Source organism: Paenibacillus sp. 37, assembly GCF_008386395.1.
Lineage (GTDB): Bacteria > Bacillota > Bacilli > Paenibacillales > Paenibacillaceae > Paenibacillus > Paenibacillus amylolyticus_B.
This window is the reverse complement of sequence record NZ_CP043761.1, coordinates 116,135-139,115: the sequence shown is the minus strand read 5'-3', so window position 1 is coordinate 139,115 and position 22,981 is coordinate 116,135. Positions and strand designations below refer to the sequence as shown.

Sequence of the window (22,981 nt, the reverse complement as noted above, 5' to 3'; positions counted from 1 at the left end):
AAAAGAGAGCCCTAAGGCTCTCTTTGCACATCGAAACTTATTTAGCATCGGAAGTTTCCAAGGAAGTCTGCTGCGTAATACAAATTGATCACACTAACGCATCTCCCTGCGCCCTTCCAACGCTTTGGAAAGGGTCACTTCATCCGCATACTCAAGATCGCCACCTACAGGCAATCCATGCGCAATTCGGGTCACACTGATTTCAAACGGACGCACCAACCGGGAGATGTACATCGCTGTAGCTTCACCCTCAATATTGGGGTTCGTTGCCAATATGATCTCTTTTATACGTTCATCACTTAATCGAACCAGGAGTTCCTTCAAACGAATATCGTCTGGGCCAATTCCCTCCATAGGTGAAATCGCGCCCTGTAACACATGATAGTATCCATCGAATTCCTTGGTGCGCTCCATGGCCACCAGATCTTTCGAATCCTGAACTACACAGATTACAGAGACATCTCTGGACTTATCCTGACAGATGCGACACGGGTCCGTATCAGTGATATTACAACATACAGAACAGTAATGAAGATTACGCTTCACACTTACGAGCGCTTTGGCAAAATCGATAACGTCATCTTCCTTCATGTTAAGCACATGAAAAGCTAAACGCGCTGCCGTCTTGGGACCCACACCCGGCAACCGGGTGAAGGCATCAATCAGCTTGGCTATTGGTTCGGGATAATACAATCGATTGCGTCTCCTTTGACAGGATCAATTTTTTAATTAAAATAATCCCGGAATATTCATGCCGCCTGTGAACTTGCCCATATCCTTGTTGGCAATCTCATCGGCTTTGGCCATTGCATCATTAACAGCTGTCATAACGAGATCTTGCAACATTTCAACATCTTCCGGATCTACCGCTTCAGGTTTGATCGTGATAGCAAGCAATTTCTTGTGTCCGTTAACTTCAGCCGTCACTACACCGCCACCAGAAGTACCTTGGACTGTTTTGTCCGCCAGTTCCTCTTGTGCTTTCAGCATTTGCTCCTGCATTTTCTTCACTTGTTTCATCATTTGGTTCATGTTGTTCATAATTGTTCATCTCCTTTTGTTATGGTTATCGCGCTATGCGCATTATTCTTTGATCACTACAAGGTCCTCACCAAAGAGCTGGATGGCTTCATCAATCCAAGGCTGTTTGTTGCCTGAACCGCCGTCTTCATGCTCAGGTTCAAGCTTAAAGTCCTCCTTTGGCGCTTCAGGAGCTCCCTCCATTGCTCCGGTCCAATCTTTGAGCATCATCGTCACCAATCGTGCAGGTCGCCCAAGCTGTTCGGACAACACCCGCTCAATGACTTCACGGTTAGCCTGCTTTTCCGTTGTTTCACGGTGAATGTTGTTTTTAAAAGCAACCAACACATTGTCTTCAAGCAATGATACCGGCTCACCATCCACAAACCAGGCGTGAACGGTAACCCTCTCTTCCTTCACTCGTTGCAGGATCTGACTCCATTTTTTGCTGATATCTGCGAACTCAGGGGCTCCCTTGCGCGCAACATACTGATCCAACTGTGCAGGAAGCTTCGCAGGCGAATTGCCTCTCGATACAGGGGCCCTTGTTGCCGGACGAGATGGAGCACTCGATGCACCTTCTCCACCAGACAAACCACTTTTAAGCGCACGATCCAACTTCTTCTCCAACTCAGCAAGTTGCTGCTTCAAGCGGTTGATCTCTCCCCCATCAGCAGGTGCTGCATGAGCTGAAGCTCCCACCTGAACAGAAGCCTCACCTTGAGCTGGAATACTACACAGTTTAAGCAATGCAACTTCAAATAATGTCTGTGGTTGTACTGCATATTTCATTTCACTCTGGTACCGATTAAGGGTGTCAATCATGTGGAACAGTCGTTCCTTGGTGAATGACTCCGCCATATCACGGAATGCTTCCGGATTAAGTACCCTGTCCGTCAGTTTGTCTGCATCAGGCACCATCTTAATCATAAGCAAATCACGGAAATAATACAGTAAATTCTCCATGCATTTGTCTGCACTCTTTCCTTCATGCATGAAACCTTCAATCATCTGCAAAATATGACCAACATCACCCTTGAGCAGCGAAGCAGCCAATTTGGCAAATTGCTCTGAAGCAATTCCACCCGTCATGTCCATGACCTGCTGGTACGTTACTCGTCCATCCGTAAATGAAGAGATCTGATCCAGCACACTAAGTGCATCCCTCATTCCACCGTCCGATAAACGGGCAATGTATTGGAGCGCATCTTGGTCCGCTTCCATGCCTTCCTGTTCACAGATCAGTGTAAGTCTTGCTGTCTGCTCTTCCAGGGATACCCGGCGAAAATCAAATCGCTGACAGCGCGATATAATGGTAGCCGGAAGGCGGTGTGGTTCTGTTGTTGCCAAAATAAACATCACATGTGGTGGTGGCTCTTCCAATGTTTTGAGCAAAGCATTGAATGCCTCCGTTGTCAGCATGTGTACTTCATCAATAATATAGACTTTCTGCCGGACTTCGGTTGGCGCATATTTAACCTTTTCCCGAAGATCACGGATTTCTTCAACGCCCCGATTGGATGCAGCATCAATCTCTTGCACATCCATCACAGCGCCAGTCGTAATTCTGCGGCAAGCTTCACACTCGTTACAAGGTTCAGGCGCAGGCCCACGTTCGCAGTTCACAGCTTTGGCCAAAATCTTGGCGGCACTTGTCTTTCCCGTTCCTCTGGGCCCGCTAAATAAGTAGGCATGGGAAGTCCGCTGTTCACGAATCGCGTTCTGCAAGGTCTGAATAATATGCTGTTGCCCCACCATATCTTGAAACGACTGGGGACGCCAAGCCCGGTATAACGCGATATGCTCCATGATGCGTTACCTTCCTTCCACTTCGCATTCGAGTCCTTTGTCGTTCCCCTATTATACTATATTCTAGGGTGAATCCAAACTTTATCTGACTCATTCATGCGTGGTTTATTAAGACATATCAAAAAGACCTCTGCATACATACAACTGCAAAGGTCTCTACATTTAAAAGGTAAGCCGTGCACCTGCTATCGATATTTGCGATCCAAGTGGCACCCCTGAACAATAGCTCGGGCTAGGCAACCCTCCGGCACAAGAGTGATCTCACTTATGGCTGCTTCCTTCCGGACCTGACCAGGTTCATGAGTACTCATTGCGGAGGACCCAACCGTCAACACCACGTTTAGGGACCAAACCTCACATCGGCAAAACCTCTAGCAGGAATTCAACCTCGCTATAGCGGATTGCGAGTTACAGGGCACCGCTACCTCCCCATCTAGCACGGTAAGAAATAGTATAACGTAAGGTTATCCAAATTGCAACCAGAGGAACGTGAATGCGATTATGCTTATATATAACATATAAAAACCCCCGCCAGATCAGCAGGGGTGTGTTGGATGCGATTAGCAGACAACTCCAAGAATTGTCCTATTAGATTCCGTATTTCTTTTTGAAACGATCAACACGGCCGCCAGCATCGATAAACTTCTGTTTACCTGTGAAGAACGGGTGGCACGCGGAGCAAATCTCTACACGAAGTCCGTCTTTAACCGAACCTGTCTCAAAAGTATTCCCGCAAGCGCAAGATACTTGACCAATCGTGTAATTAGGATGAATTGCTTCTTTCATTACCTTTCACCTCTTTCCGCCCTGAGCCTCAAGCGGACCCAGAGTAAATGGCACAACTCTGAGATTATAACACGGCCTTGTGCCTGTTGCAATCCATTATTGTTATAAGGTAATCAACCGTTTTGGACGTGCCATTCCAGCTGGCGGAACATGGGTATACGATCCGATCACAACATCAGGCAATTCGTCTTCAAAAATCTCAATCATCTGCTTCATACCCAAGATATCACCTTGAGCAGGAGGAATTAATTCCAGATAGCTCTCTGGATCAATATTGAGATTACGCATCTGAATCAAGCGTAGATCGGTTCTTCTTACAAACTCAATCATCGCCTCAATCTCTTCTTCACGATCTGTTACACCTGGAAAGATCAGATAGTTAATGGACGTGTATACGCCCTGCTGCGCTGCGTATTTCATCGACTTCTCAACATTGGCTAAGGTATAACCACGCGGTTTATAGTAGGCGTTATAATGGTCATCCAGTGCACTAATTGTACTTACGCGCATCAGATCCAATCCAGCATCTACAATACCTCTAATGTGATCATTCAGACCGGCATTGGTATTAATGTTGATATACCCCATGTCCGTTACGGAACGCACTTCGCGAATCGCTTCAATAATCAGCTTGGCCTGCGTGGAAGGCTCCCCTTCACAACCTTGTCCAAAACTAATGATGGACTCCGGCGTCTTCAGGTGTTCCATCATAACCTCCACAATCTCATCCACACGCGGTCGGAAGTTCATACGTGTCTGCGGGGAAACAAAGCCGCTATCATCCGGTTGCTCGGAGATACACCCGAAACAGCCCGCATTGCAAGAATAGGATACCGGCACTCCACCTTCCCAACGATTCAGGAACGTGTTGGATGAAGTTAGACATTCATATCCAAGCGCACAGTTGGATAGATGGGTGTAGAGACGGTTCTCGGGGTATTGCTCCGTCAATCGTTTAACCCCGGAACGCACATCGTCACGATCACAGTTAAGCGGATTCCATTGGTCAGGACTATCTGACTTCGAAGCCGTAACATAGAAACCGCCATCTTTCCAAACCACTGCGGAATAACCGAACAAAGGCAACTTATACTCCTTATCCGTCTTCACATACCCTGGGAGACACAAACGAGTGAATCCCTGTGGAAGCAATGCACCTACAGCCTGTGTGTCCGTTGGCATTGGCAGCATCTCACCGGTGTCTGGGTCCATACCAATGGGCCGGGTACTCGGGAGTCCAACCAACGTTGCACCTTCTGGCAGAGGAATCAACTCATCCTCCATAATCTCAACGATCATATCTCCACTGCGGGCAAGCCCGTACAGGGAAGGATGATCAAATACATTACCTTTTTCATCTGCGTATACTAAATACATGATGTTCTCCTCACATCTAATGGGTTAAACCTAACGACGAGTGTATTGTAACATTCACAGCATTGCTGCAAAAAGAAAGTGATTAGTCGAACGACACTTACGTCGATGTACCTGACGTTGCTGTCTGTCTAGGTGAGCGACGGGTTGTTGTTGTACCCGAATTACTTGTCGGGCTGTTACCAGCCGAATCAAATGCCGCCAAAAACTCTGCATTTGTCTTGCTGTTACGAAGTTTTTTCAGGAATCCTTCAACAAAGTCATGGGAATCATTCATGTTTTTACGAATCGCCCAGATTGTATCCAACTCTTCCTTGCTGAGCAACACTTCTTCACGACGTGTACCGGAACGACGAATGTCGATTGCCGGGAATATGCGGCGCTCTGCCAGACGACGGTCCAGATGGAGCTCCATGTTACCTGTACCCTTAAACTCTTCATAAATGACGTCATCCATACGTGAACCGGTATCAATTAATGCCGTTGCCAGGATGGTCAAGCTTCCGCCTTCTTCCACATTCCGGGCAGAACCGAAGAAACGTTTCGGACGATGGAATGCAGCTGGGTCAATACCACCACTAAGCGTACGACCGGATGGTGGAATAACCAGGTTATATGCACGGGCAAGACGTGTAATGCTATCCAGCAGGATAACGACATCCTTTTTAGCCTCAACCAGACGAAGCGCACGTTCAAGCACCAATTCCGCCACCTTGATATGATTCTCAGGCAGTTCATCAAATGTTGAAGCCACAACTTCCCCTTTTACCGAACGCGACATATCCGTTACTTCCTCTGGACGTTCATCAATCAACAGGACAAACAGTTCAATTTCAGGATTGTTAGTTGAGATGCTGTTGGCAATTTCTTTGAGGAGAAGCGTTTTACCCGCTTTGGGAGGTGCTACGATCAATCCGCGCTGTCCCAATCCTACCGGGGCGAGCACATCCATAATGCGTGTGGACAAATGGTTGGGGGATGTTTCGAGAACCAGTTTTTTCTGCGGATACAGTGGGGTTAGTGCCGGGAAGTGAAGTCGCTCTGCAGCCGCCGATGGATTCTCACCATTTACAGCGTTGACTTGCAACAAACCGAAGTATCTCTCGTTTTCCTTAGGCGTTCTACACTTACCTGATACGAGGTCACCTGTTCTTAGGTCAAACTTGCGAATCTGAGAAGCTGAGATGTAGATGTCTTCCGTACTTGGCAAGTAGTTGATAGGTCTTAAGAATCCGTAACCTTCAGGTAAAATCTCGAGTACGCCTTGCATGAACATCAGGCCACTCTGTTCAGCTTGTGCACGTAGTATAGCAAAAATTAATTCTTTCTTTTTTAACGTACCATAGTAAGGTATCTGATATTTTTTGGCCAGTTTGTAGAGGTCCGTTAGTTTCATTTCTTCCAAATCGGAAATTTGTAGATCCATATAATAACCACCTATTCAATTAATAAGTCCGTGTGAAATGGATAGTTTCGCTAGATGTTCCGGCTATAGAGAGCGGCGTCTGCCACAATCCCTTCTGTCCATTGTACGGAATGTAACCGTTATAATGCAAATACTTGTCTTTGAGTGTAAGTTTCCGGGTGGGATGGCCAACATTCGGCAAGATCCGCTATTGAGTGAACGATGCATTGAGGCGATCAATCCGGATAGACCGGCTATGGAGCGCAGTTCAAACAAAACCGGGGGTTGGGGATGAGAAATGATGTTCTTACAGCCATATGAAGTTTATTTCAAAAAAAGACCCTCCGGTAAAGGAAACAGAAACATTTCGTCTTATGCCGGAGAGGCTGAGAACTCTATTAAAACAGGTTTACCTAATCATCAAAAAGATATGCAGTTCAGTTAAAATAAACATGTGTAGGACTGAATTATGCATAACGTTTCCTATTAATCAGTTTCCCGCCATACATCTGCACCGAGCAGGCGCAGATTAGTCACCAGATGATCATAACCGCGGTCAATATATTCGACCCCCGTCACTTCAGTCACACCTTCACTGACGGTGAGACCTGCAATCACCAGTGCTGCTCCAGCCCGAAGATCGGATGCTTTTACTTTGGCCGCGTTTAATGCACTGCCTTCAATAATCGCTGACCGTCCTTCTACTCGAATCTTTGCACCCATCCGCACTAACTCAGGCACATGCTTGAATCGATTACTGTATACAAAGTCGCTCAGGACACTCACACCAGTTGCCTGTGTTAAAACACTTGTCATTGGTGACTGTAGATCCGTTGGAAAACCAGGATATACAAGTGCCTTCACGTCCACATGGTTATAGCTTGGTTTACCAATGACACGTATACTTTCATCCAATTCCTCAATGCCAACACCCATCTCCAGCAGCTTTGCCGTTAAAGCTTCCAGATGTTTGGGAATCACATTGTCAATCAGAACATCTCCGCGCGTCGCCGCTGCAGCGATCATATACGTACCTGCTTGGATACGGTCCGGAATGATGGAATGACGGCAGCCTTTAAGCTCCGAGACCCCTTCAATACGGATCGTTTCGGTACCTGCACCCTTGATGCTGGCACCCATGGAATTCAGAAGTGTTGCTACATCTATAATCTCAGGCTCTTTAGCCGCGTTTTCGATAATTGTAGAGCCTTTGGCACGAGTAGCCGCCAGCATGATATTAATGGTTGCGCCGACACTGCTTACATCAAGATAGATTTTTGCTCCGCGCAGCTCTTTGGCATGCAAATGAATGGAGCCATGTTCGTTTGTTACGGTTGCGCCAAGCGCTTCAAACCCTTTGATATGTTGATCAATTGGACGAGGCTCAAAATTACAACCCCCTGGTAAACCTATGGTCGCTTCTTTGAAACGCCCTAGCAATGCACCCATCATATAATACGAAGCACGAAGCTTCTTCACGGGACCATTCGGCATAGGAATGGATTTGATGTCAGAAGGGTCTATCTTCATCTGACTGCCTTCCCAAGTCACATGTGCTCCGAGTTCCTCCAAAATTTCTGCATAAACCGCCACGTCACTCAAAAGCGGCAGGTTGTCCAACACGACTTCTGACTCGGCAAGCAATGCTGCAGGAATAAGCGCAATGGCGCTGTTCTTGGCGCCGCTTATAGTTACAGTTCCCTGTAACGGACGTCCGCCACTAATCATCAATTTTTCCATAAAGCTTAATGTCCCCCTACGTGTTTTGCAGCCGATGAACGGCAATACGTGCTGTTGGATTCCGATGTAGAAATAAGGTGTGAAAATGGAAAGACACCGGCTAGGCGGTGTTTTTCCATTTCACAGTATGGAACTGGTAAAGATAAATTACGCTTTGTTGTTAGAACCAAACTCGCGGATTTTACCTTTAACGGTTTCTTTAATTGCTTCACGGCCTGGTACGATGAATGTACGTGGATCGTAAGCGTCTGGTTTAGCTGCAAGCACTTCACGAACCACTCTTGCAAAAGCAATTTGGTTCTCTGTGTTTACGTTAATTTTGGACGTACCCAGGGAAATGGCTTTGTCGATGTCGTGTTTAGGAATACCTGTACCACCGTGCAATACGAGTGGAACTTGTACCGCGTCACGAACTTCTTCCATTTCTTTGAAGCCCAGGTTAGGCTCGCCATGGTAAGGACCGTGTACGGAACCAAGAGCTGGTGCCAATGTATCGATACCTGTTTCTTTAACGATACGGATACACTCGTTCAGGTCAGCGTACATGATACCACCGATAACGTCGTCTTCTTGTCCGCCTACAGTACCTACTTCAGCTTCTACAGAAACGCCTTTAGCGTGTGCATATTCAACAACTTTTTTAGTCATTTCGATGTTCTCATCGATAGAGTGGTGGGAACCGTCGATCATTACGGATGTGAATCCAGCGTCGATCGCTTCTTTACACTTGTCGAAGCTTGAACCGTGGTCCAGGTGAATTGCAACTGGAACAGTGATTTTCATGTCGTGAATGAGTCCTTCTACCATTTTAACTACAGTGTAGAAGCCACCAATGTGACGTGCTGCGCCTTCGGATACACCCAGGATTACTGGGGATTTCTCTTCTTCAGCAGCACCAAGAATCGCTTGAGTCCACTCAAGGTTATTGATGTTGTATTGACCAACTGCATATTTTCCTTCAAGTGCTTTGTTCAACATGTCTGTCATAGATACTAATGGCATGGTTTCAATCCTCCTAGGGGTTTGGGTTGTGTCTATGGTTTTTAGCCGAAATCACATACGGGCTTATTATACCACATCCCATGTCAAATACTAAACAAGCATTTGCAAAAATGCTGTGCTTTGCAGCACAGTTTTCATAGACACCGCTTTATAACTTCCCCATTTCCAATATTCCCCGGATGAAGGAGTGAAATACCCCATTCTCCCACCAAGTACCTTCTGTGTTCTCCACACGCAAAAAAATCCTGTATCAACAGGATTCAGCTGCATTTATTGGCGGTACCATTACGAAGTTGCATATTCACAGCCACTCGCATCTCGTCGATATCAAATGGTTTTGTAAAGTGCATGAGCGCTCCGAGATCCGTTGCTTCCTTAATCATGTCCAGTTCACCATAAGCGGTCATCATGATGACCTTGATACCCGGATCAATATCTTTAATATGCTTCAGGATTTCCAGACCGTCCATCCCAGGAATCTTCATATCGAGCAATACCAGGTCAGGCTTGTCATTATTCACAATCTCCAGAGCAACCTTGCCGTTGGGTGCTTGAAACGTGTTATACCCCTCACTGCTGAACACTTCCATTAACAGGATTCGAATACCATTCTGGTCATCAACAATCAAAACTTTTTTATCTTCCACTCTGTAACCTCCTAGAATTAGGAAAGCATGTACATCTTTGAATCTGGATAACTATCCCATAGTCGTCATGATAAGTATTCTACCTCTTCCATTAAAATCCTGCTACATTCACAAAATGACAAAAAGCATATCCATCTGCTTTTTACGCAAAAAAAGGGATGTTCTGGCATCCGCTATGGTTGCCAGGAACATCCCCAATATCTATTACGTTAAACAATAAAACCATGTATTACTTCTGCGCATTCTCCAGAGAAGCTTTTACAAACTCACGGAACAATGGTTGCGGACGGTTCGGACGGGAAGTGAATTCCGGATGGAATTGTACCGCCAGGAACCATGGGTGTCCTGGAAGTTCCACGATCTCAACCAGACGTCCATCCGGAGATGTACCCGAGATAACCAGTCCTGCTTTTTCGATCGTTTCACGGTATTCATTGTTGAACTCATACCGGTGACGGTGTCTCTCATACACCAGCTCATCATCATAACAAGCCATCGCCAAAGAACCTTCCTGAAGCTTACAAGGATACAGACCCAGACGCATCGTGCCACCCAGATTTTCGATATCTTTTTGCTCAGGCAACAGATCGATCACCGGGAATTCCGTAGCCGGATTAATTTCGGAACTGTTCGCACCATTCAAACCAACGATGGAACGTGCATACTCAATAACGGAAACCTGCATACCCAGGCAAATACCGAAGAACGGAATTTGTTTCTCACGAGCATAACGGATTGCCGATACTTTACCTTCAATACCACGATCTCCGAATCCACCAGGAACAAGGATACCGCCAATACCATGTAACAAGTCGCCTACATTCTCATCCGTAATATCTTCAGAAGGAACCCAGCGAATTTTCACATCAGCATTGGATGCAAATCCTGCATGAGACAACGACTCAACAACACTCAGGTATGCATCATGCAACGCCACATATTTACCAACAATAGCGATCTCAACTGTATGCTCCAACTTGTTGATCCGGTCAACCAGCCCTTCCCACTCGCTCATATCCGGTGCAGGAGTAGTCAGTTTCAGGTGATTTACCACGATCTCATCCAAGCCTTCTTCACGCAGGTTCAAAGGTACTTGATACAACGTGTCTGCATCACGACATTCAACCACGGCATTCTCATCAATGTCGCAGAAGAGAGCGATCTTGGCTTTCATGTCTTTAGACAATTCATACTCCGTACGGCATACAATCACATTCGGTTGAATACCAATGCTGCGTAATTCCTTAACACTATGTTGCGTTGGTTTTGTTTTCACTTCACCAGCTGCTTTGATATAAGGAATAAGTGTTACGTGGATGTACATCACATTGTCGCGACCTACATCACTCTTGATCTGACGGATAGCTTCCAGGAAAGGCAAACTCTCAATGTCGCCCACTGTTCCGCCAATTTCCGTAATAACCACATCCGAACCCGCTTCACGTCCAGCGCGGAATACACGCTCTTTGATCTCGTTCGTAATGTGTGGAATAACTTGTACCGTTCCACCCAGATATTCCCCGCGCCGCTCTTTGCTGATGACGGAAGAGTATACTTTACCAGTCGTGACGTTGCTGTTTTTGGAGAGATTGATGTCAATAAAACGTTCATAGTGGCCAAGATCCAGATCCGTTTCCGCGCCATCATCCGTTACAAAAACCTCGCCGTGCTGATAAGGACTCATTGTTCCCGGGTCGATGTTAATATATGGATCAAATTTCTGGATCGTTACCTTAAGCCCTCTGTTTTTCAGCAATCTGCCCAGAGAAGCAGCCGTAATCCCTTTGCCCAGGGAGGACACAACTCCGCCCGTCACGAAAATATACTTTGTCACTGTTATTACCCTCCTAATATAAGTACAGAAATTCAGGCGATATATGGTGTTATCGTAACCTGTTTCCCAGGTAATCATCGTTAAAAAGAGCAATGGCAGAAATTCCCTGCATCTGCGAACTGCTCTTTCTGCGAAGACGGTTTAAATACACGTTGTTCTACAGCAAAAAATGGTGCAAACATTCCGGTAGCCATCATTTCATTTGGTGTTTTTGATATACAAAAACGGGCCACAACAAAATGTTGGCCGGGAGCATGCGGAAATGAAAACTTTTTGCAAAATTATGCCTCTAAAAATACAAAAAAAAGTACTCCCGCAGGACGGGGCACCTTCTATAAAAAACATAAATATATTGTCGCTCATTCATAAGCCCATGCAATAGTTTACCCGTTACCCCGTCTGCTGTCAAGGCTGACTATTCCGGGGAAACGGGTAAATTATAGACGTCAAAAATGACTACCGATTATCAGAATCGTCGTCAAATTCATCCTCGTTTTCGGACTCTTCTTCGTCTTCTTCGAGGTCTTCATCTTCCAGATCGTCATCTTCAACCAGCACTTCTTCTTCGCTGTCTTCTTCGTCAAAGATGTCGTCTTCTTCTTCCTCTTCTTCGTCTTCTTCTTCGTCTTTATCCGTGCTGTCGAAGTCTTCATCGCTGCTATAGCTGTCTTCTTCTTCACCGAAGTCTTCATCTTCCAGATCATCGTCTTCATCGTTGATGATACGCGGACGCTTCGCACCCGTCATGGAATCTTCTGTTCCAGCTACCGGATACCAGCGCTTCAAGCCCCACAGACTTGTACCGACGCAAGCAAAACGGCCATCGATATTAATCTCGGTATATAGCTGGGCGATAAACTCGTTGATTTCTTCATCAGTCATTCCGCGCTGCTTCGCTACCTCATTCATTAAGTCACGATAGTAATACGGCGTATTAGCCGCTTTCAGCACCATAAAGGCAAGGTCCACCAAAGGGATCTCTTTTACCTTTTCTTTATCAATTTTCAAATTGAGCGAGGTACTCACTGCAGACACTTCCTCTCACACAAAATTCACTTTTTAACCCCTACGAACTGGACTGTTACGTATAACATATCCATTAACAAACCTAAGTAAAACCTATTTAGCGTTAAAAAGCAAGTTTTTATGTACGGATGTGACGCAAATGCGGAGAGCAGCAACAATATGTCCATATATTCAACGTGAAGTGACATCGAATCCACAGGAATACCCTCTTTGTCAAAGAGACAGCTCCATAATAAAAAAGACGGAGTCCCCTCCGCCTTCTGACTGTATACCCTTGGAGGATTACTCCTCACCAGGTTCCCCGCAAGAGCCCTCTAGCTCTCCATCCATCATATGTCCCTGCGCCCGTTTTGACACGAAGTGAATGTGTTTTTGTAAAAAAAGGGCAAGTTCCCCATGCGGCGGGATGAGCGCATTCATAGAATACCTCAGCATGTTCATCCCGAAGGGGGCTGCCCATTATGGACTATACTGGTTTATTGCATCAATTGATTGACGGAATGCGACGCCCTGAACCAGAACAGGGAGGGCGATATTTGATCCGATTTGCCAAACCGCAGCAGTACGAGGCCTGTCTCGTAGAATTGTCCCGAATGCGGAATGAATTCACAGACCTTGGGGCTGTCCGTTCCTCTCGACTGGCTCGTTCCATTATCGCTCCAGTCCAACGCCCGGAGGACCTATACCGCTATGGGGATGAAATTACGATTGAAGCAGACGTTCCCATCTCCCTTCATGCCACCGCACTCCACAGCAAACCAAGCAATGCTCAAGGCATACCCTGGGGAGTGAAGCAGATTCGGGCGCCCAAAGTATGGTCTGTGTCTACCGGACACCGGATTAAAATCGGTGTGATTGATACAGGTGCTGATTATCACCATCCTGATCTTCGTTATTCCCTGGCACGCGGAATCAATCTGTTAAACCGCAGCCTGCTTCCTCATGATGATAACGGACACGGCACCCACATTGCAGGGACTATCGCTGCTGCCAACAGTACCGCAGGCATGATTGGTGTAGCTCCACGCTCCCTGATCTATCCGGTGAAAGCATTTGACCACAACGGATCGGCTTATGTATCCGACATTGTACTTGGCATCGACTGGTGTGTACGCAACAAGGTCGATATCATCAATATGAGCTTTGGCATGAAAACACGCAGCAAGGCGCTTCTTGACGTTGTCAACCGTGCGTACCATGCTGGAATCGTTATTGTTGCTTCATCAGGAAATGATGGCAAACGCCGCAGTATTGATTACCCTGCACGGTATCCCCAGACCATATCTGTTGGGGCAACCGACAAAAACAGACGTATTGCGTCCTTCAGCAATCGTGGCGCATATGTGGATGTCTATGCACCCGGTGATAAGATCGTCTCCTCCTGGGTACAAGGCAAACATCACGAGATGAGCGGAACCTCCATGGCGACCTCCCATGTGAGCGGCGCTATCGCCTTGCTGCTCTCCAGACATCCGGGGTTATCCCCTAGTGAAATCAAGACACTCGTCAAACGCGCTACGATCCCGTTGCGCGCTCGCAAGACTACCACAGCAAAAAGCAAGGTGCGTGGTGGTGAGATTGATGCCCTGAAGCTAATGCAGGAGGGCGGGGAATGAATCAGCTCTGTCAGCCGTCAGCAGAACTTGATTGAGGCTCATGGCGAAAACGCTGCAGCCCTGCCCAGGTAATACGCACGAGGGAGTATTACGTAGTGGCTGTGACTCTAGGTTACGCCCACTGTGATGTCAGAGCAGGTTAGTGTGCCTTGGATGGACCAGGCATTTCGTTTTCTTCAGCTCCGGGTACACAACAAAAAAAGTCTCCATGTCCACGTTGCAACTTCAACGTGGACATGGAGACTTTTTGCCTTAGGCAGAGCGGCGGATAGGCCGCGAGCCTGGAATTTACATTTTGTCAGGAGCGGTTACGCCTACCAGACGAAGCGCTGTTGCGATAACGGTACGCACAGCACCGATTAGTGCCAGACGTGCTTGAGTTTGCTGCGCGTCTTCCGTAATGACACGTTCTGCACGGTAGTAGCTGTGGAACAGGGATGCCAGCTCGTATACATAACGGATGATACGATGAGGCGCATATCCCGTTGCTGCTGCCGAGATTTCCTCAGGCAACTCTCCCATTTTGCGGAGAAGGTCATACTCGTGCTCTGTTGTCAGCTTGGACAGGTCAATCTGTGCCAGTGGCAGCAGTTCAATACCTTGTTCCTCAGCCTGACGGTATACGCTGCATACACGTGCATGCGCGTATTGTACGTAGAATACCGGATTCTCATTGGATGTGGAAATGGCAAGGTCCATGTCAAAGTCCAGATGGGAGTCCATGCTGCGCATTGTGAAGAAGTAACGGATCGCATCAATCCCGACTTCATCCATCAGATCTTCCATCGTTACAGCTTTACCTGTACGCTTGGACATCTTCACTTTTTCACCGTTCTGGAACAGGCTCACCATCTGTGCAATCAAGACCACCAGTTTCTCAGGGTCATTACCCAGTGCTTGCATCGCCGCTTTCATCCGTGGAATATATCCATGGTGATCGGCACCCCAGATGTTGATCATCGTGTCGTATCCACGAGCATATTTGTCGCGGTGATAAGCAATATCTGGCGTCAGGTAAGTATACGTGCCATCGTTCTTGATCAATACACGTTCTTTGTCGTCACCGTACTGCATCGTTTTCAACCAAGTTGCTCCATCTTGCTCATAGATCTCATTGCGGTCACGCAATTCATCAAGTACTCGCAGCACTTCTCCGTTGTCGTACAGGGAAGTTTCGCTGAACCAGATGTCAAAGTTAACACGGAAGCGATTCAAGTCACGTTTGATCTTGTCCAGTTCCTTCTCCAGACCAAAGTCACGGAAATAAGCCGCACGGTCACCCGGATGCATGGACAGCAATTCGTCACCCTTTTCAGCGACAAGCTGCTTGGCGAATCCTTTAATATCTTCACCGTGATAACCGTCTTCAGGCATCTCAGCATCCTGACCCAACTCTTGCAGATAACGAGCTTCAATGGAACGAGCCAGATTAAACACCTGATTACCTGCATCATTAATGTAGTATTCACGGGTTACATCATATCCTGCATAATCAAGGATGTTACATAGTGCATCACCTACAGCTGCTCCACGGGCATGACCCAGATGCAAGCTGCCTGTCGGGTTGGCACTGACAAACTCCATCTCGACTTTACGTCCTTCTCCGATGTTAATTCTTCCGTAATCTTTACCCTGCTCCTGCACAAGCGCAAGTACTGGATAGAGGTAGCTCTTGTCCAATTTGAAGTTAATGAATCCTGGGCCCGCAATCTCAGCCTTCTCGATTCCGGCTTCAGCCAGATTCAGATTGGCAATGATCTCTTCAGCAATCTGACGCGGATTGCGCTTGGCAATCTTGGTCAGCTGCATGGCAGCATTGGTCGCCAAGTCTCCGTGCGTCTTCTCACGCGGCACTTCCAATGTGATAGCTGGCAATTCGTCCTGCGTAACAATCCCGGCCGCCACAATGGCGTTACCAATGGCCGTGCTTACCCGTTCGTTAATCGTATCTAGTGGATTACGTGTCATGAAATTGGTTCCTCCTGTATATGCAAACTAATCGCGAAATGTCCGGATTCTTCATCAAAGCGGTAAAAGTCGTAGCTCCACGCTGCGCGTGCGCTCAATCCCTGAATGGAAAATTCCAGCTTCTGTGTATGCGTGGACAGGGCAAACGACATGTATGGTGATCGGTAGAAACCAGGAAGCTTCCGATTCAATTCAAAAGTCTGCTCCGATTCCACCTCACCATGACGTATAATCTTGATGGATTGTCCGCCCAGCTTCAATGTTGTACGGGTTGTACCTCCCTCAGGTCCAACCTGCGGTTCTTCATAACGAACATAAAGAACAGACCCTTTTAACACGGCTTCACCCTGCATTTCCTGCAGCACATCTTCACCTTCATAACGGCTGTGCAGCCGGATGTGTACCGGTCGCATGTTCGACATGAATGTTAACCTCCATTATATTCGAGGCGACGCAAAATCAGGCACGGCTGGTGAGAACAGCCCTTCCCGTATTGTTGTGTCGCTATACGCGCTCATATTCCCGGATAGCTCGCTATCCTACACTCTACTGTATAACTATATCCAGTTCCCTCGCTCAATTCAAATCCAAATTCAGAGTTTTTTCCTCATCAAGCCAAAAAAGAAGAGCCGCACCCGTAAAGTGCAACTCCCTTTTGCTTCATTATAATAAGATTCGTTCATCCGATCAGGCCCATTGCGATTCATAAGGAAAAGGACATGTCGACTCACTCAGCTTCGCTCGCACCTGTACGAGACAACCACAATGCCGACAAGTTGTGCCATATTGCAATCCCGGACAAGCAGAGCAGATAGATAGCCGACGTTCATATTCCTCATCCTGTACCGTCGGACGCGAACGTGAGGCAATCTCCACAAGTTTGGCCATTTTGGCATCGCTAATCTTCACATCGTACTGATCATTACAGCCTTTGCAAGGTTCCTGCCTTTTCATCATTAACCCTCGACAGCGATGACCCCAACCGATGCTGGAGGAAGAACAAAACGCAGTATGTTATTCTCCAGTGTGAGTCCTTCCCACGCCACAGGCTGAACACGATTCGGCTGTTCAAAGGTATTGAATGCACCAAAATCAGTATGGTGCAGAATCTGCCCGGTTACTTTAGCCGCTTGAGTTGCGTCCAGCTGACACACAACTTCCAACTCATCCGTGTGACTCAGATTACAAGCTGTCACATGAATGACCCCATCCTTGTTGCGGGAAGCTGATAAGCTGAGCTGCGGAATGGTCTCTTCTCCGAATGTGTATCCTGGGCTTTCATAATTCAAATCCAGTCGCTGTGCGTCCATATGGACCTGATACATATCAAATACATGATACGTAGGGGTCAGGAGCATTTTGTCCCCTTCCGTGAGCACAAGCGATTGAAGCACATTGACGATCTGAGCAAGATTTGCCATGTGTACCCGTTTATTATGTTGGTTGAAAATATTCAGGTTAACACCTGCAAGCACAGCGTCCCGCATCGTATTCTGTTGATATAGGAACCCTGGATTAGTTCCTGGCTCAACGTTATACCACGTGCCCCATTCGTCCACAATAATGCCAACTCTGCCCTCTGGATCATATTTGTCCATAATCTCGGAGTGCTTCACCAGTAATTCATCCATATGGAGCGTCTTTTTCAAGGTGGTGAACCATTCAGCCTCATCAAATCCTGTAGCTGCGCCTTTATCGTTCCACTCTCCTGTAGGGATGGTGTAATAATGAAGACTGATTCCATCCATAAAGCGAGCAGCCTCCCGCATCAGGACTTCCATCCATTCATAGTTACCTTCGTTCGGACCGCAAGCGATTTTATAAATCTCGTTCCCGGAATAGTTTCGTACATATGTAGCATACCGGCGATATTCATCCGCATAATATTCAGGACGCATATTGCCGCCGCATCCCCAGTTCTCATTTCCCACGCCAAAATACTTCATTTTCCACGGTTCTTCCCTACCGTTACTCTTACGCCAGTTCGCCATCGGCGATTCGCCGTCAAACGTGATGTACTCCACCCATTCCTGCATCTCCTGCACTGTACCGCTACCCAGGTTGCCACTGATGTATGGCTCCGTGCCCAGCAACTCACATAATCTCAAGAATTCATGTGTACCAAAGTGATTGTTCTCTTCCACACCGCCCCAGTGTGTATTGATCATACGAGCACGCTCACTCTTCGGACCTACACCATCTTTCCAGTGATATTCATCGGCAAAACAACCGCCTGGCCAGCGAAGTACTGGAATATTAAGCTTCTGCAAGGCCGTCAATACATCATTTCGAATCCCATCCGTATTCGGAATAGGTGAATCTTCTCCTACCCACAGCCCCTCATAAACACAACGTCCCAAGTGTTCGGAAAAATGACCATATATATTGCGATTTATTAATCCTTGATCCGAATCCGCCTTTAAAATAACATCAACCATGATTTCAACCTCCATATAATGTATTGTTATCGCTTACAATAACTCGTTTTAGAGTAGGTTTCAACCGTTTTTATTTCTAAACAAACAAGCCTCTTCCTGTGTAATTGATTAGGAAGAGGCTTGTTTGTTATATAAATTCATACAGAGACTTACCAAATTGATTTTTATACATTTCTAATTTGGATTTGCCCGTTTATTATTTCAGAATAACAGGCTACTTAATCCTGCTCTGAAGGCAACAACATTTTTTGTGTCCACGTCGTTCCACCATCTATAGTCTGATAGATCGAAGGAGAGTTATCACTTGTGACTACGAGCCAACCCGTCTTGGCCGATGGGAACGAGATACGGGAACTGTATCCCGGATCTTTCAGGTCAATATTTTTCCACGTGGAACCTGGATCATAAGAACGTCCAATACCCACTTTGCCCGCTGCCGGTGAACCCGCAGATAGATAAGCCGTCTGATTACCAATCAACGCCATGTTGCCGGGATGACCACCCGGGTTGGCTGGTCCGTTCCCTTTGCCCGTACTGTTTGTACCTGGTGCAGGACCTCCCCCTGCTGTGGATTGCGCAAATACTTGGGTCCAGTTCTTGCCTTGATTACCGCTCGCATAGAGGGAGTAGGATTGTTGGGACATGCCTGCATCACCATACAGAAGGGCCCATACTTGTTGGCCATGTGCATACAGATCCGCTCCGCTCCATGTGTCTGAGACAACTCGAAGAGAGGTTGTCCAGTTCTTGCCGCCATCACTCGTTTGCTTCAGATGATATCCCGATCCAGGTACAACCACGACGGCATACCCTTGTTTCTCTGTCGCAAAGGCAGCTGCACGCGTGTTGGCAGGCGTATTCAATCTACTCCAGGTTACCCCGCCATCCTTCGTCTGATATGCACCATTATAGGTGTAACCATAACCTACATCTTTATTGCGAAAATCGATTCGCTTGAATTGAATGCCCGGCGTATCGAGCCGCGTCCAGTGCGATCCCCCATCATGGGTACGGATCAGATAGGTTGCAGGTGAATTTTTCACTTGTGCCAACGCATATCCATTCACATTATTCGGAAAATCAAGCTGTGTGAATTGCCACTGCCCGGTATATATGGACTGCCACGTACATCCTGCATTCGAGGTGCCGATCAGGAAGCCTTCACCCCCAGCTCGTCCAGTCGTATCATTTAGAAAATCAATGTCGGTAAATTGCAATCGTTGCTCTTCCACACCACTACCTTTTTTCAGTGTAGCAGAGAGTCCATGATCTCCCTTTCCACATGCCTGTGAAGATGCAGCGTTAGCACCTGATAGCGTATGTACTGGACCGATTCCCCAAGCCAGCGTTAACGATAATGCGAGTGCACCAATTCGTTTCCATGTCATTGAACTCTTGGTTGTCATCGTAACACCTCCTTCTATGGTTTTACCCAAATTTGATGGTTCTAACGTAACAATCGGATTAACCCCTATGACAATTTTGCAAGAAAAAAACCACCTTCACCCATGATTGGATCATGTAGGCAAGGGTGGTGCATCAACAAACGTTGTGTACTCTAAGTTAAATGGGATACGTCCCCACAGCAAGGATAACAAAACTGATACTTAATAAAAGGGATAAATATTAAGATGGAGTCATGCCAAGGCAGGAAATCTGCATGTGCGAACTATACTAACACATGAAATAAATGGTAGAGACAAGGGAACGTACGTGCTATAATTGATTTTATGGACTTTTGAATATCGGTGGATGTTTTCCCGACCACGGCGCAGCTTCCCGAAAGGGGGTGACGTCGATGGTCAAACTTGTGGCGTTGCTTGATGTAATCCGATGGATTGCTGCAATCCTCAGTATTGTACTGAGTGGGCGAAAGCTTTACCGTTGGTTGCGTAAAAAGTTTCGTAGCAAGCGAAAACCCACCTCATAAGGTCGGAAGCCTGACGGTGGGTTTCGCTTGAATAGCATTATTTAGTTCATGCGCGCCGTGGCAATCCACAGCCTTTCGGGTCCTAAGAGTCTTTACCGTTGGTAGCGGTAAAGGCTCTTTTTAGTATATGACCGAACCCGAGCACCATATACTTCACGAATGTAATATATCAATTAATATACTACTGAATACTTATGTAGTCAGTATAGCACAGCTCTTTCCAAAAGTTAAATTAAGTTAAGTTAACTTAACTTAATTTAACTTCGTTATTTGGTTTGCCAGAATACTTTTGGTCCAGCAATCAATTCCGTTCCTTAAGCTAGAATAGTTGAGGACACAGGGATAAACGTGAACAAAAAACGCCCTCCCTGCGCTAATTTGAAACGGCGCAGACAGAGAGCGTTATCTTTATCAATTATTCTGTGATTATTTCACGAATCCAAGCAGCATTTCACGGATCAGCTTCGCAGCTACAATCTGTGTCTGTTGTGTTGGATCATAGATTGGTGCAACTTCAACCAAGTCACAACCAACTACATTTACATCAGATCCTGCGATCATATGAATGGCTTCCAGCAGTTCCTTGGACGTAATGCCGCCCGCCTCTGCTGTACCTGTTCCTGGTGCTGCTGACGGATCAAGTACATCGATGTCGATGGTTACGTATACCGGACGATTGCCCATCTTCGGAAGAGCTTCCTTCATTGGAGCTGCCACTTCAAATGGATAGAAGTTGATGTTCTCGCGACCATACTGGAACTCCTCACGGGAGCCAGAACGGATACCGAACTGATAGATGTTTTGGCCACCCATCAACTCAGCTGCTTTACGTACTGGCGTGGAGTGGGACAATGGCTCGCCTTCATAGTTTTCACGAAGGTCAGCGTGTGCATCAATATGAATCAGGATAAGATCCGGGTATTTCTTGTACATCTGTTGGATGACTGGCCAAGTAACCAGATGCTCGCCACCGAGACCAACTGGGAATTTGTCGTCAGCGAGCAGACTACCGATGTATTCATGAATTACTTCAAGGCTGCGTCCCGCGTTACCGAAAGGCAAGAGCAGGTCTCCAGCGTCAAAGTATGTCATGTCTACAATGCTTTTGTCGAGATATGGGCTGTACTCTTCAAGTCCAACCGATGCTTGACGGATATGAGATGGGCCGAAACGGGAACCCGGACGGAAGCTGACGGTGTAATCCATCGGCATGCCATAGATAACCGCTTTGGAGTTCTCATAATCCTCAGAGCTGCAAATAAATACGTTTCCTGAATAAGCTTGATCCAGTTTCATTAATGATTTCCCCTTTTATTTCGTTAAATCTTCCACGAATTTAGGAAGTACAAATGCTGCTTTGTGCAGACGCGGAGAGTAATACTTGGTATCCATCTCCGGGATTTGAGTCTCATCCACCTCAAGCGGGTCATGTTTCTTGCTACCCATAGTGAATGTCCACAAACCACTTGGATAGGTTGGAATATTACAGCCGTACACATGTACGATCGGGAAGATTTCTTTGACGTCTTTGTTCACCTTCTGGATCAGATCCGCCTTGAACCAAGGGTTGTCCGTTTGGGCAACAAAAATTCCGTCTTCTTTCAATGCTTCGTAGATGCCTTGGTAGAACCCACGCTCAAACAATGGCGCAGCCGGGCCTACAGGCTCCGTGGAGTCTACGATGATCACATCGTATTCATTTTTATGTTCAATAATATGCATATAGCCGTCGTTCACGAGCACTTCAACATTAGGCTCGTCCAACTTGCCGGCGATTTCAGGCAGATATTTTTTGGAGTATTCAATAACTTTACCGTCAATTTCGACGAGAACAGCTTTTTCTACAGCAGCATGTTTAATGACTTCACGAATGACTCCGCCATCCCCGCCACCAACAACCAGAACTTTTTTTGGATTCGGGTGAGTGTTCAGCGCAGGATGTGCCGCCATTTCGTGATATACGAATTCGTCTTTTACAGTCGTCATCACCATGCCATCAAGAAGCAACATGTTACCGAATTCTTCGGTCTCTACCATGGCCAAATCTTGAAAATCCGTTTTCTCTGTAACATAGGTCTGCTTAATCTTCGCGGTGATCCCGAATACCGGGGTCTGTTTCTCCGTAAACCACAATTCCATAATCTCTACCTTCTTTCCGTAAAGTTAATGATCAGCCATACCCGATCCAGCGCTGTGCACTATAATCGGTTCGCCCAAGCACGTCCAGCGTCCGGCGCCATATCGCGTTATAATTGCTGGCCTGCGGGAAAGGTCCGCGGTTCACTTCATTATATAGATTAAATTGACCAGAGCGTGCGGAGCGTCTGACTAATCAATGAATCAATGACCATTCGTCTGTTCGTCCTTACGCGCTTTAGTATCTTGT

Annotated in this window: 20 protein-coding genes and 1 other RNA gene; 2 read left to right on the top strand and 19 right to left on the bottom strand. The window is 46.7% G+C overall.

Going from position 1 to position 22,981, the window contains the following annotated elements; translation table 11 throughout:
• Nucleotides 1-93: 93 nt before the first annotated feature.
• From recR to rpoE, 12 genes are all read right to left on the bottom strand, one after another.
• Nucleotides 94-693 (bottom strand): recombination mediator RecR, encoded by a 600-nt coding sequence (recR, locus tag F0220_RS00640; protein WP_036607246.1) that lies wholly within the window; start codon nt 691-693, stop codon nt 94-96.
• Nucleotides 694-729: 36 nt separating this feature from the next.
• Nucleotides 730-1,041, bottom strand: coding sequence for a YbaB/EbfC family nucleoid-associated protein (locus tag F0220_RS00635; protein ID WP_036607248.1), 312 nt, complete (start codon nt 1,039-1,041; stop codon nt 730-732).
• 42 nt (nt 1,042-1,083) lie between these two features.
• Nucleotides 1,084-2,829, bottom strand: a complete 1,746-nt coding sequence (gene dnaX, locus F0220_RS00630) for a DNA polymerase III subunit gamma/tau (RefSeq protein ID WP_076329942.1) — start codon at nt 2,827-2,829, stop codon at nt 1,084-1,086.
• A gap of 174 nt (nt 2,830-3,003) precedes the next feature.
• An RNA gene (ffs, locus tag F0220_RS00625) (signal recognition particle sRNA large type) lies at nt 3,004-3,271 on the bottom strand.
• Nucleotides 3,272-3,417: 146 nt separating this feature from the next.
• On the bottom strand, nt 3,418-3,615 hold the full coding sequence (rpmE, locus tag F0220_RS00620; protein WP_036607255.1) for a 50S ribosomal protein L31: 198 nt from the start codon (nt 3,613-3,615) through the stop codon (nt 3,418-3,420).
• 102 nt (nt 3,616-3,717) lie between these two features.
• The gene (locus F0220_RS00615; protein WP_149846232.1) at nt 3,718-4,992 is read right to left on the bottom strand and encodes a radical SAM family protein; all 1,275 of its coding nucleotides are present in this window, start codon (nt 4,990-4,992) and stop codon (nt 3,718-3,720) included.
• 97 nt (nt 4,993-5,089) lie between these two features.
• Nucleotides 5,090-6,415 carry a transcription termination factor Rho gene (gene rho / locus F0220_RS00610; protein ID WP_036607258.1) on the bottom strand — a complete coding sequence of 442 codons (1,326 nt, stop codon included), beginning with the start codon at nt 6,413-6,415 and terminating at the stop codon, nt 5,090-5,092.
• Nucleotides 6,416-6,880: 465 nt separating this feature from the next.
• A complete protein-coding gene (locus F0220_RS00605; RefSeq protein ID WP_036607261.1) occupies nt 6,881-8,134 on the bottom strand; it encodes a UDP-N-acetylglucosamine 1-carboxyvinyltransferase in 1,254 nt (417 codons plus the stop codon).
• A gap of 147 nt (nt 8,135-8,281) precedes the next feature.
• The gene (gene fba, locus F0220_RS00600; RefSeq protein ID WP_036607263.1) at nt 8,282-9,136 is read right to left on the bottom strand and encodes a class II fructose-1,6-bisphosphate aldolase; all 855 of its coding nucleotides are present in this window, start codon (nt 9,134-9,136) and stop codon (nt 8,282-8,284) included.
• 260 nt (nt 9,137-9,396) lie between these two features.
• The gene (locus tag F0220_RS00595) at nt 9,397-9,783 is read right to left on the bottom strand and encodes a response regulator (RefSeq protein WP_091020184.1); all 387 of its coding nucleotides are present in this window, start codon (nt 9,781-9,783) and stop codon (nt 9,397-9,399) included.
• Between the two features lie 229 nt (nt 9,784-10,012).
• Nucleotides 10,013-11,617: a CTP synthase gene (locus F0220_RS00590; RefSeq protein ID WP_076217010.1), complete on the bottom strand. Its 1,605-nt coding sequence runs from the start codon at nt 11,615-11,617 to the stop codon at nt 10,013-10,015.
• A gap of 456 nt (nt 11,618-12,073) precedes the next feature.
• Complete coding sequence (gene rpoE / locus F0220_RS00585) at nt 12,074-12,643, bottom strand: DNA-directed RNA polymerase subunit delta (protein WP_091020187.1); 570 nt, start codon at nt 12,641-12,643, stop codon at nt 12,074-12,076.
• Nucleotides 12,644-13,104: 461 nt separating this feature from the next.
• Between rpoE and F0220_RS00580 the strand changes: the two genes are divergently transcribed.
• Complete coding sequence (locus tag F0220_RS00580) at nt 13,105-14,259, top strand: S8 family peptidase (RefSeq protein ID WP_091020189.1); 1,155 nt, start codon at nt 13,105-13,107, stop codon at nt 14,257-14,259.
• A 288-nt stretch (nt 14,260-14,547) separates the two neighbouring features.
• On the opposite strand, the gene argS is transcribed toward F0220_RS00580, so the two are convergent.
• The 5 genes from argS to F0220_RS00555 all read right to left on the bottom strand — a co-directional run bounded on the left by argS (nt 14,548) and on the right by F0220_RS00555 (nt 20,071).
• Nucleotides 14,548-16,227, bottom strand: a complete 1,680-nt coding sequence (argS, locus tag F0220_RS00575) for an arginine--tRNA ligase (RefSeq protein WP_091020191.1) — start codon at nt 16,225-16,227, stop codon at nt 14,548-14,550.
• Entirely contained in the window at nt 16,224-16,649 is a 426-nt protein-coding gene (locus F0220_RS00570; RefSeq protein WP_149846231.1) for a YwiB family protein, read from the bottom strand. Before F0220_RS00570 ends, argS begins: the two co-directional genes overlap by 4 nt.
• Nucleotides 16,650-16,914: 265 nt before the next feature.
• Nucleotides 16,915-17,136: a DUF6171 family protein gene (locus tag F0220_RS00565; protein ID WP_223199821.1), complete on the bottom strand. Its 222-nt coding sequence runs from the start codon at nt 17,134-17,136 to the stop codon at nt 16,915-16,917.
• 47 nt (nt 17,137-17,183) lie between these two features.
• A complete protein-coding gene (locus F0220_RS00560) occupies nt 17,184-18,665 on the bottom strand; it encodes an alpha-N-arabinofuranosidase (protein WP_091020195.1) in 1,482 nt (493 codons plus the stop codon).
• Nucleotides 18,666-18,883: 218 nt separating this feature from the next.
• Nucleotides 18,884-20,071, bottom strand: coding sequence for a WD40/YVTN/BNR-like repeat-containing protein (locus tag F0220_RS00555; RefSeq protein ID WP_149846230.1), 1,188 nt, complete (start codon nt 20,069-20,071; stop codon nt 18,884-18,886).
• A gap of 392 nt (nt 20,072-20,463) precedes the next feature.
• On the opposite strand from F0220_RS00555, the gene F0220_RS33190 reads away from it, so the two are divergent.
• Nucleotides 20,464-20,595, top strand: coding sequence for a hypothetical protein (locus F0220_RS33190; protein WP_017691304.1), 132 nt, complete (start codon nt 20,464-20,466; stop codon nt 20,593-20,595).
• 426 nt (nt 20,596-21,021) lie between these two features.
• Here F0220_RS33190 and speB read toward each other — a convergent pair whose 3' ends face one another.
• Together speB and speE are read right to left on the bottom strand one after the other, a co-directional pair.
• Nucleotides 21,022-21,891: an agmatinase gene (gene speB, locus F0220_RS00550; protein ID WP_017691305.1), complete on the bottom strand. Its 870-nt coding sequence runs from the start codon at nt 21,889-21,891 to the stop codon at nt 21,022-21,024.
• Between the two features lie 15 nt (nt 21,892-21,906).
• Nucleotides 21,907-22,734: a polyamine aminopropyltransferase gene (speE, locus tag F0220_RS00545; protein ID WP_017691306.1), complete on the bottom strand. Its 828-nt coding sequence runs from the start codon at nt 22,732-22,734 to the stop codon at nt 21,907-21,909.
• Nucleotides 22,735-22,981 lie beyond the last annotated feature (247 nt).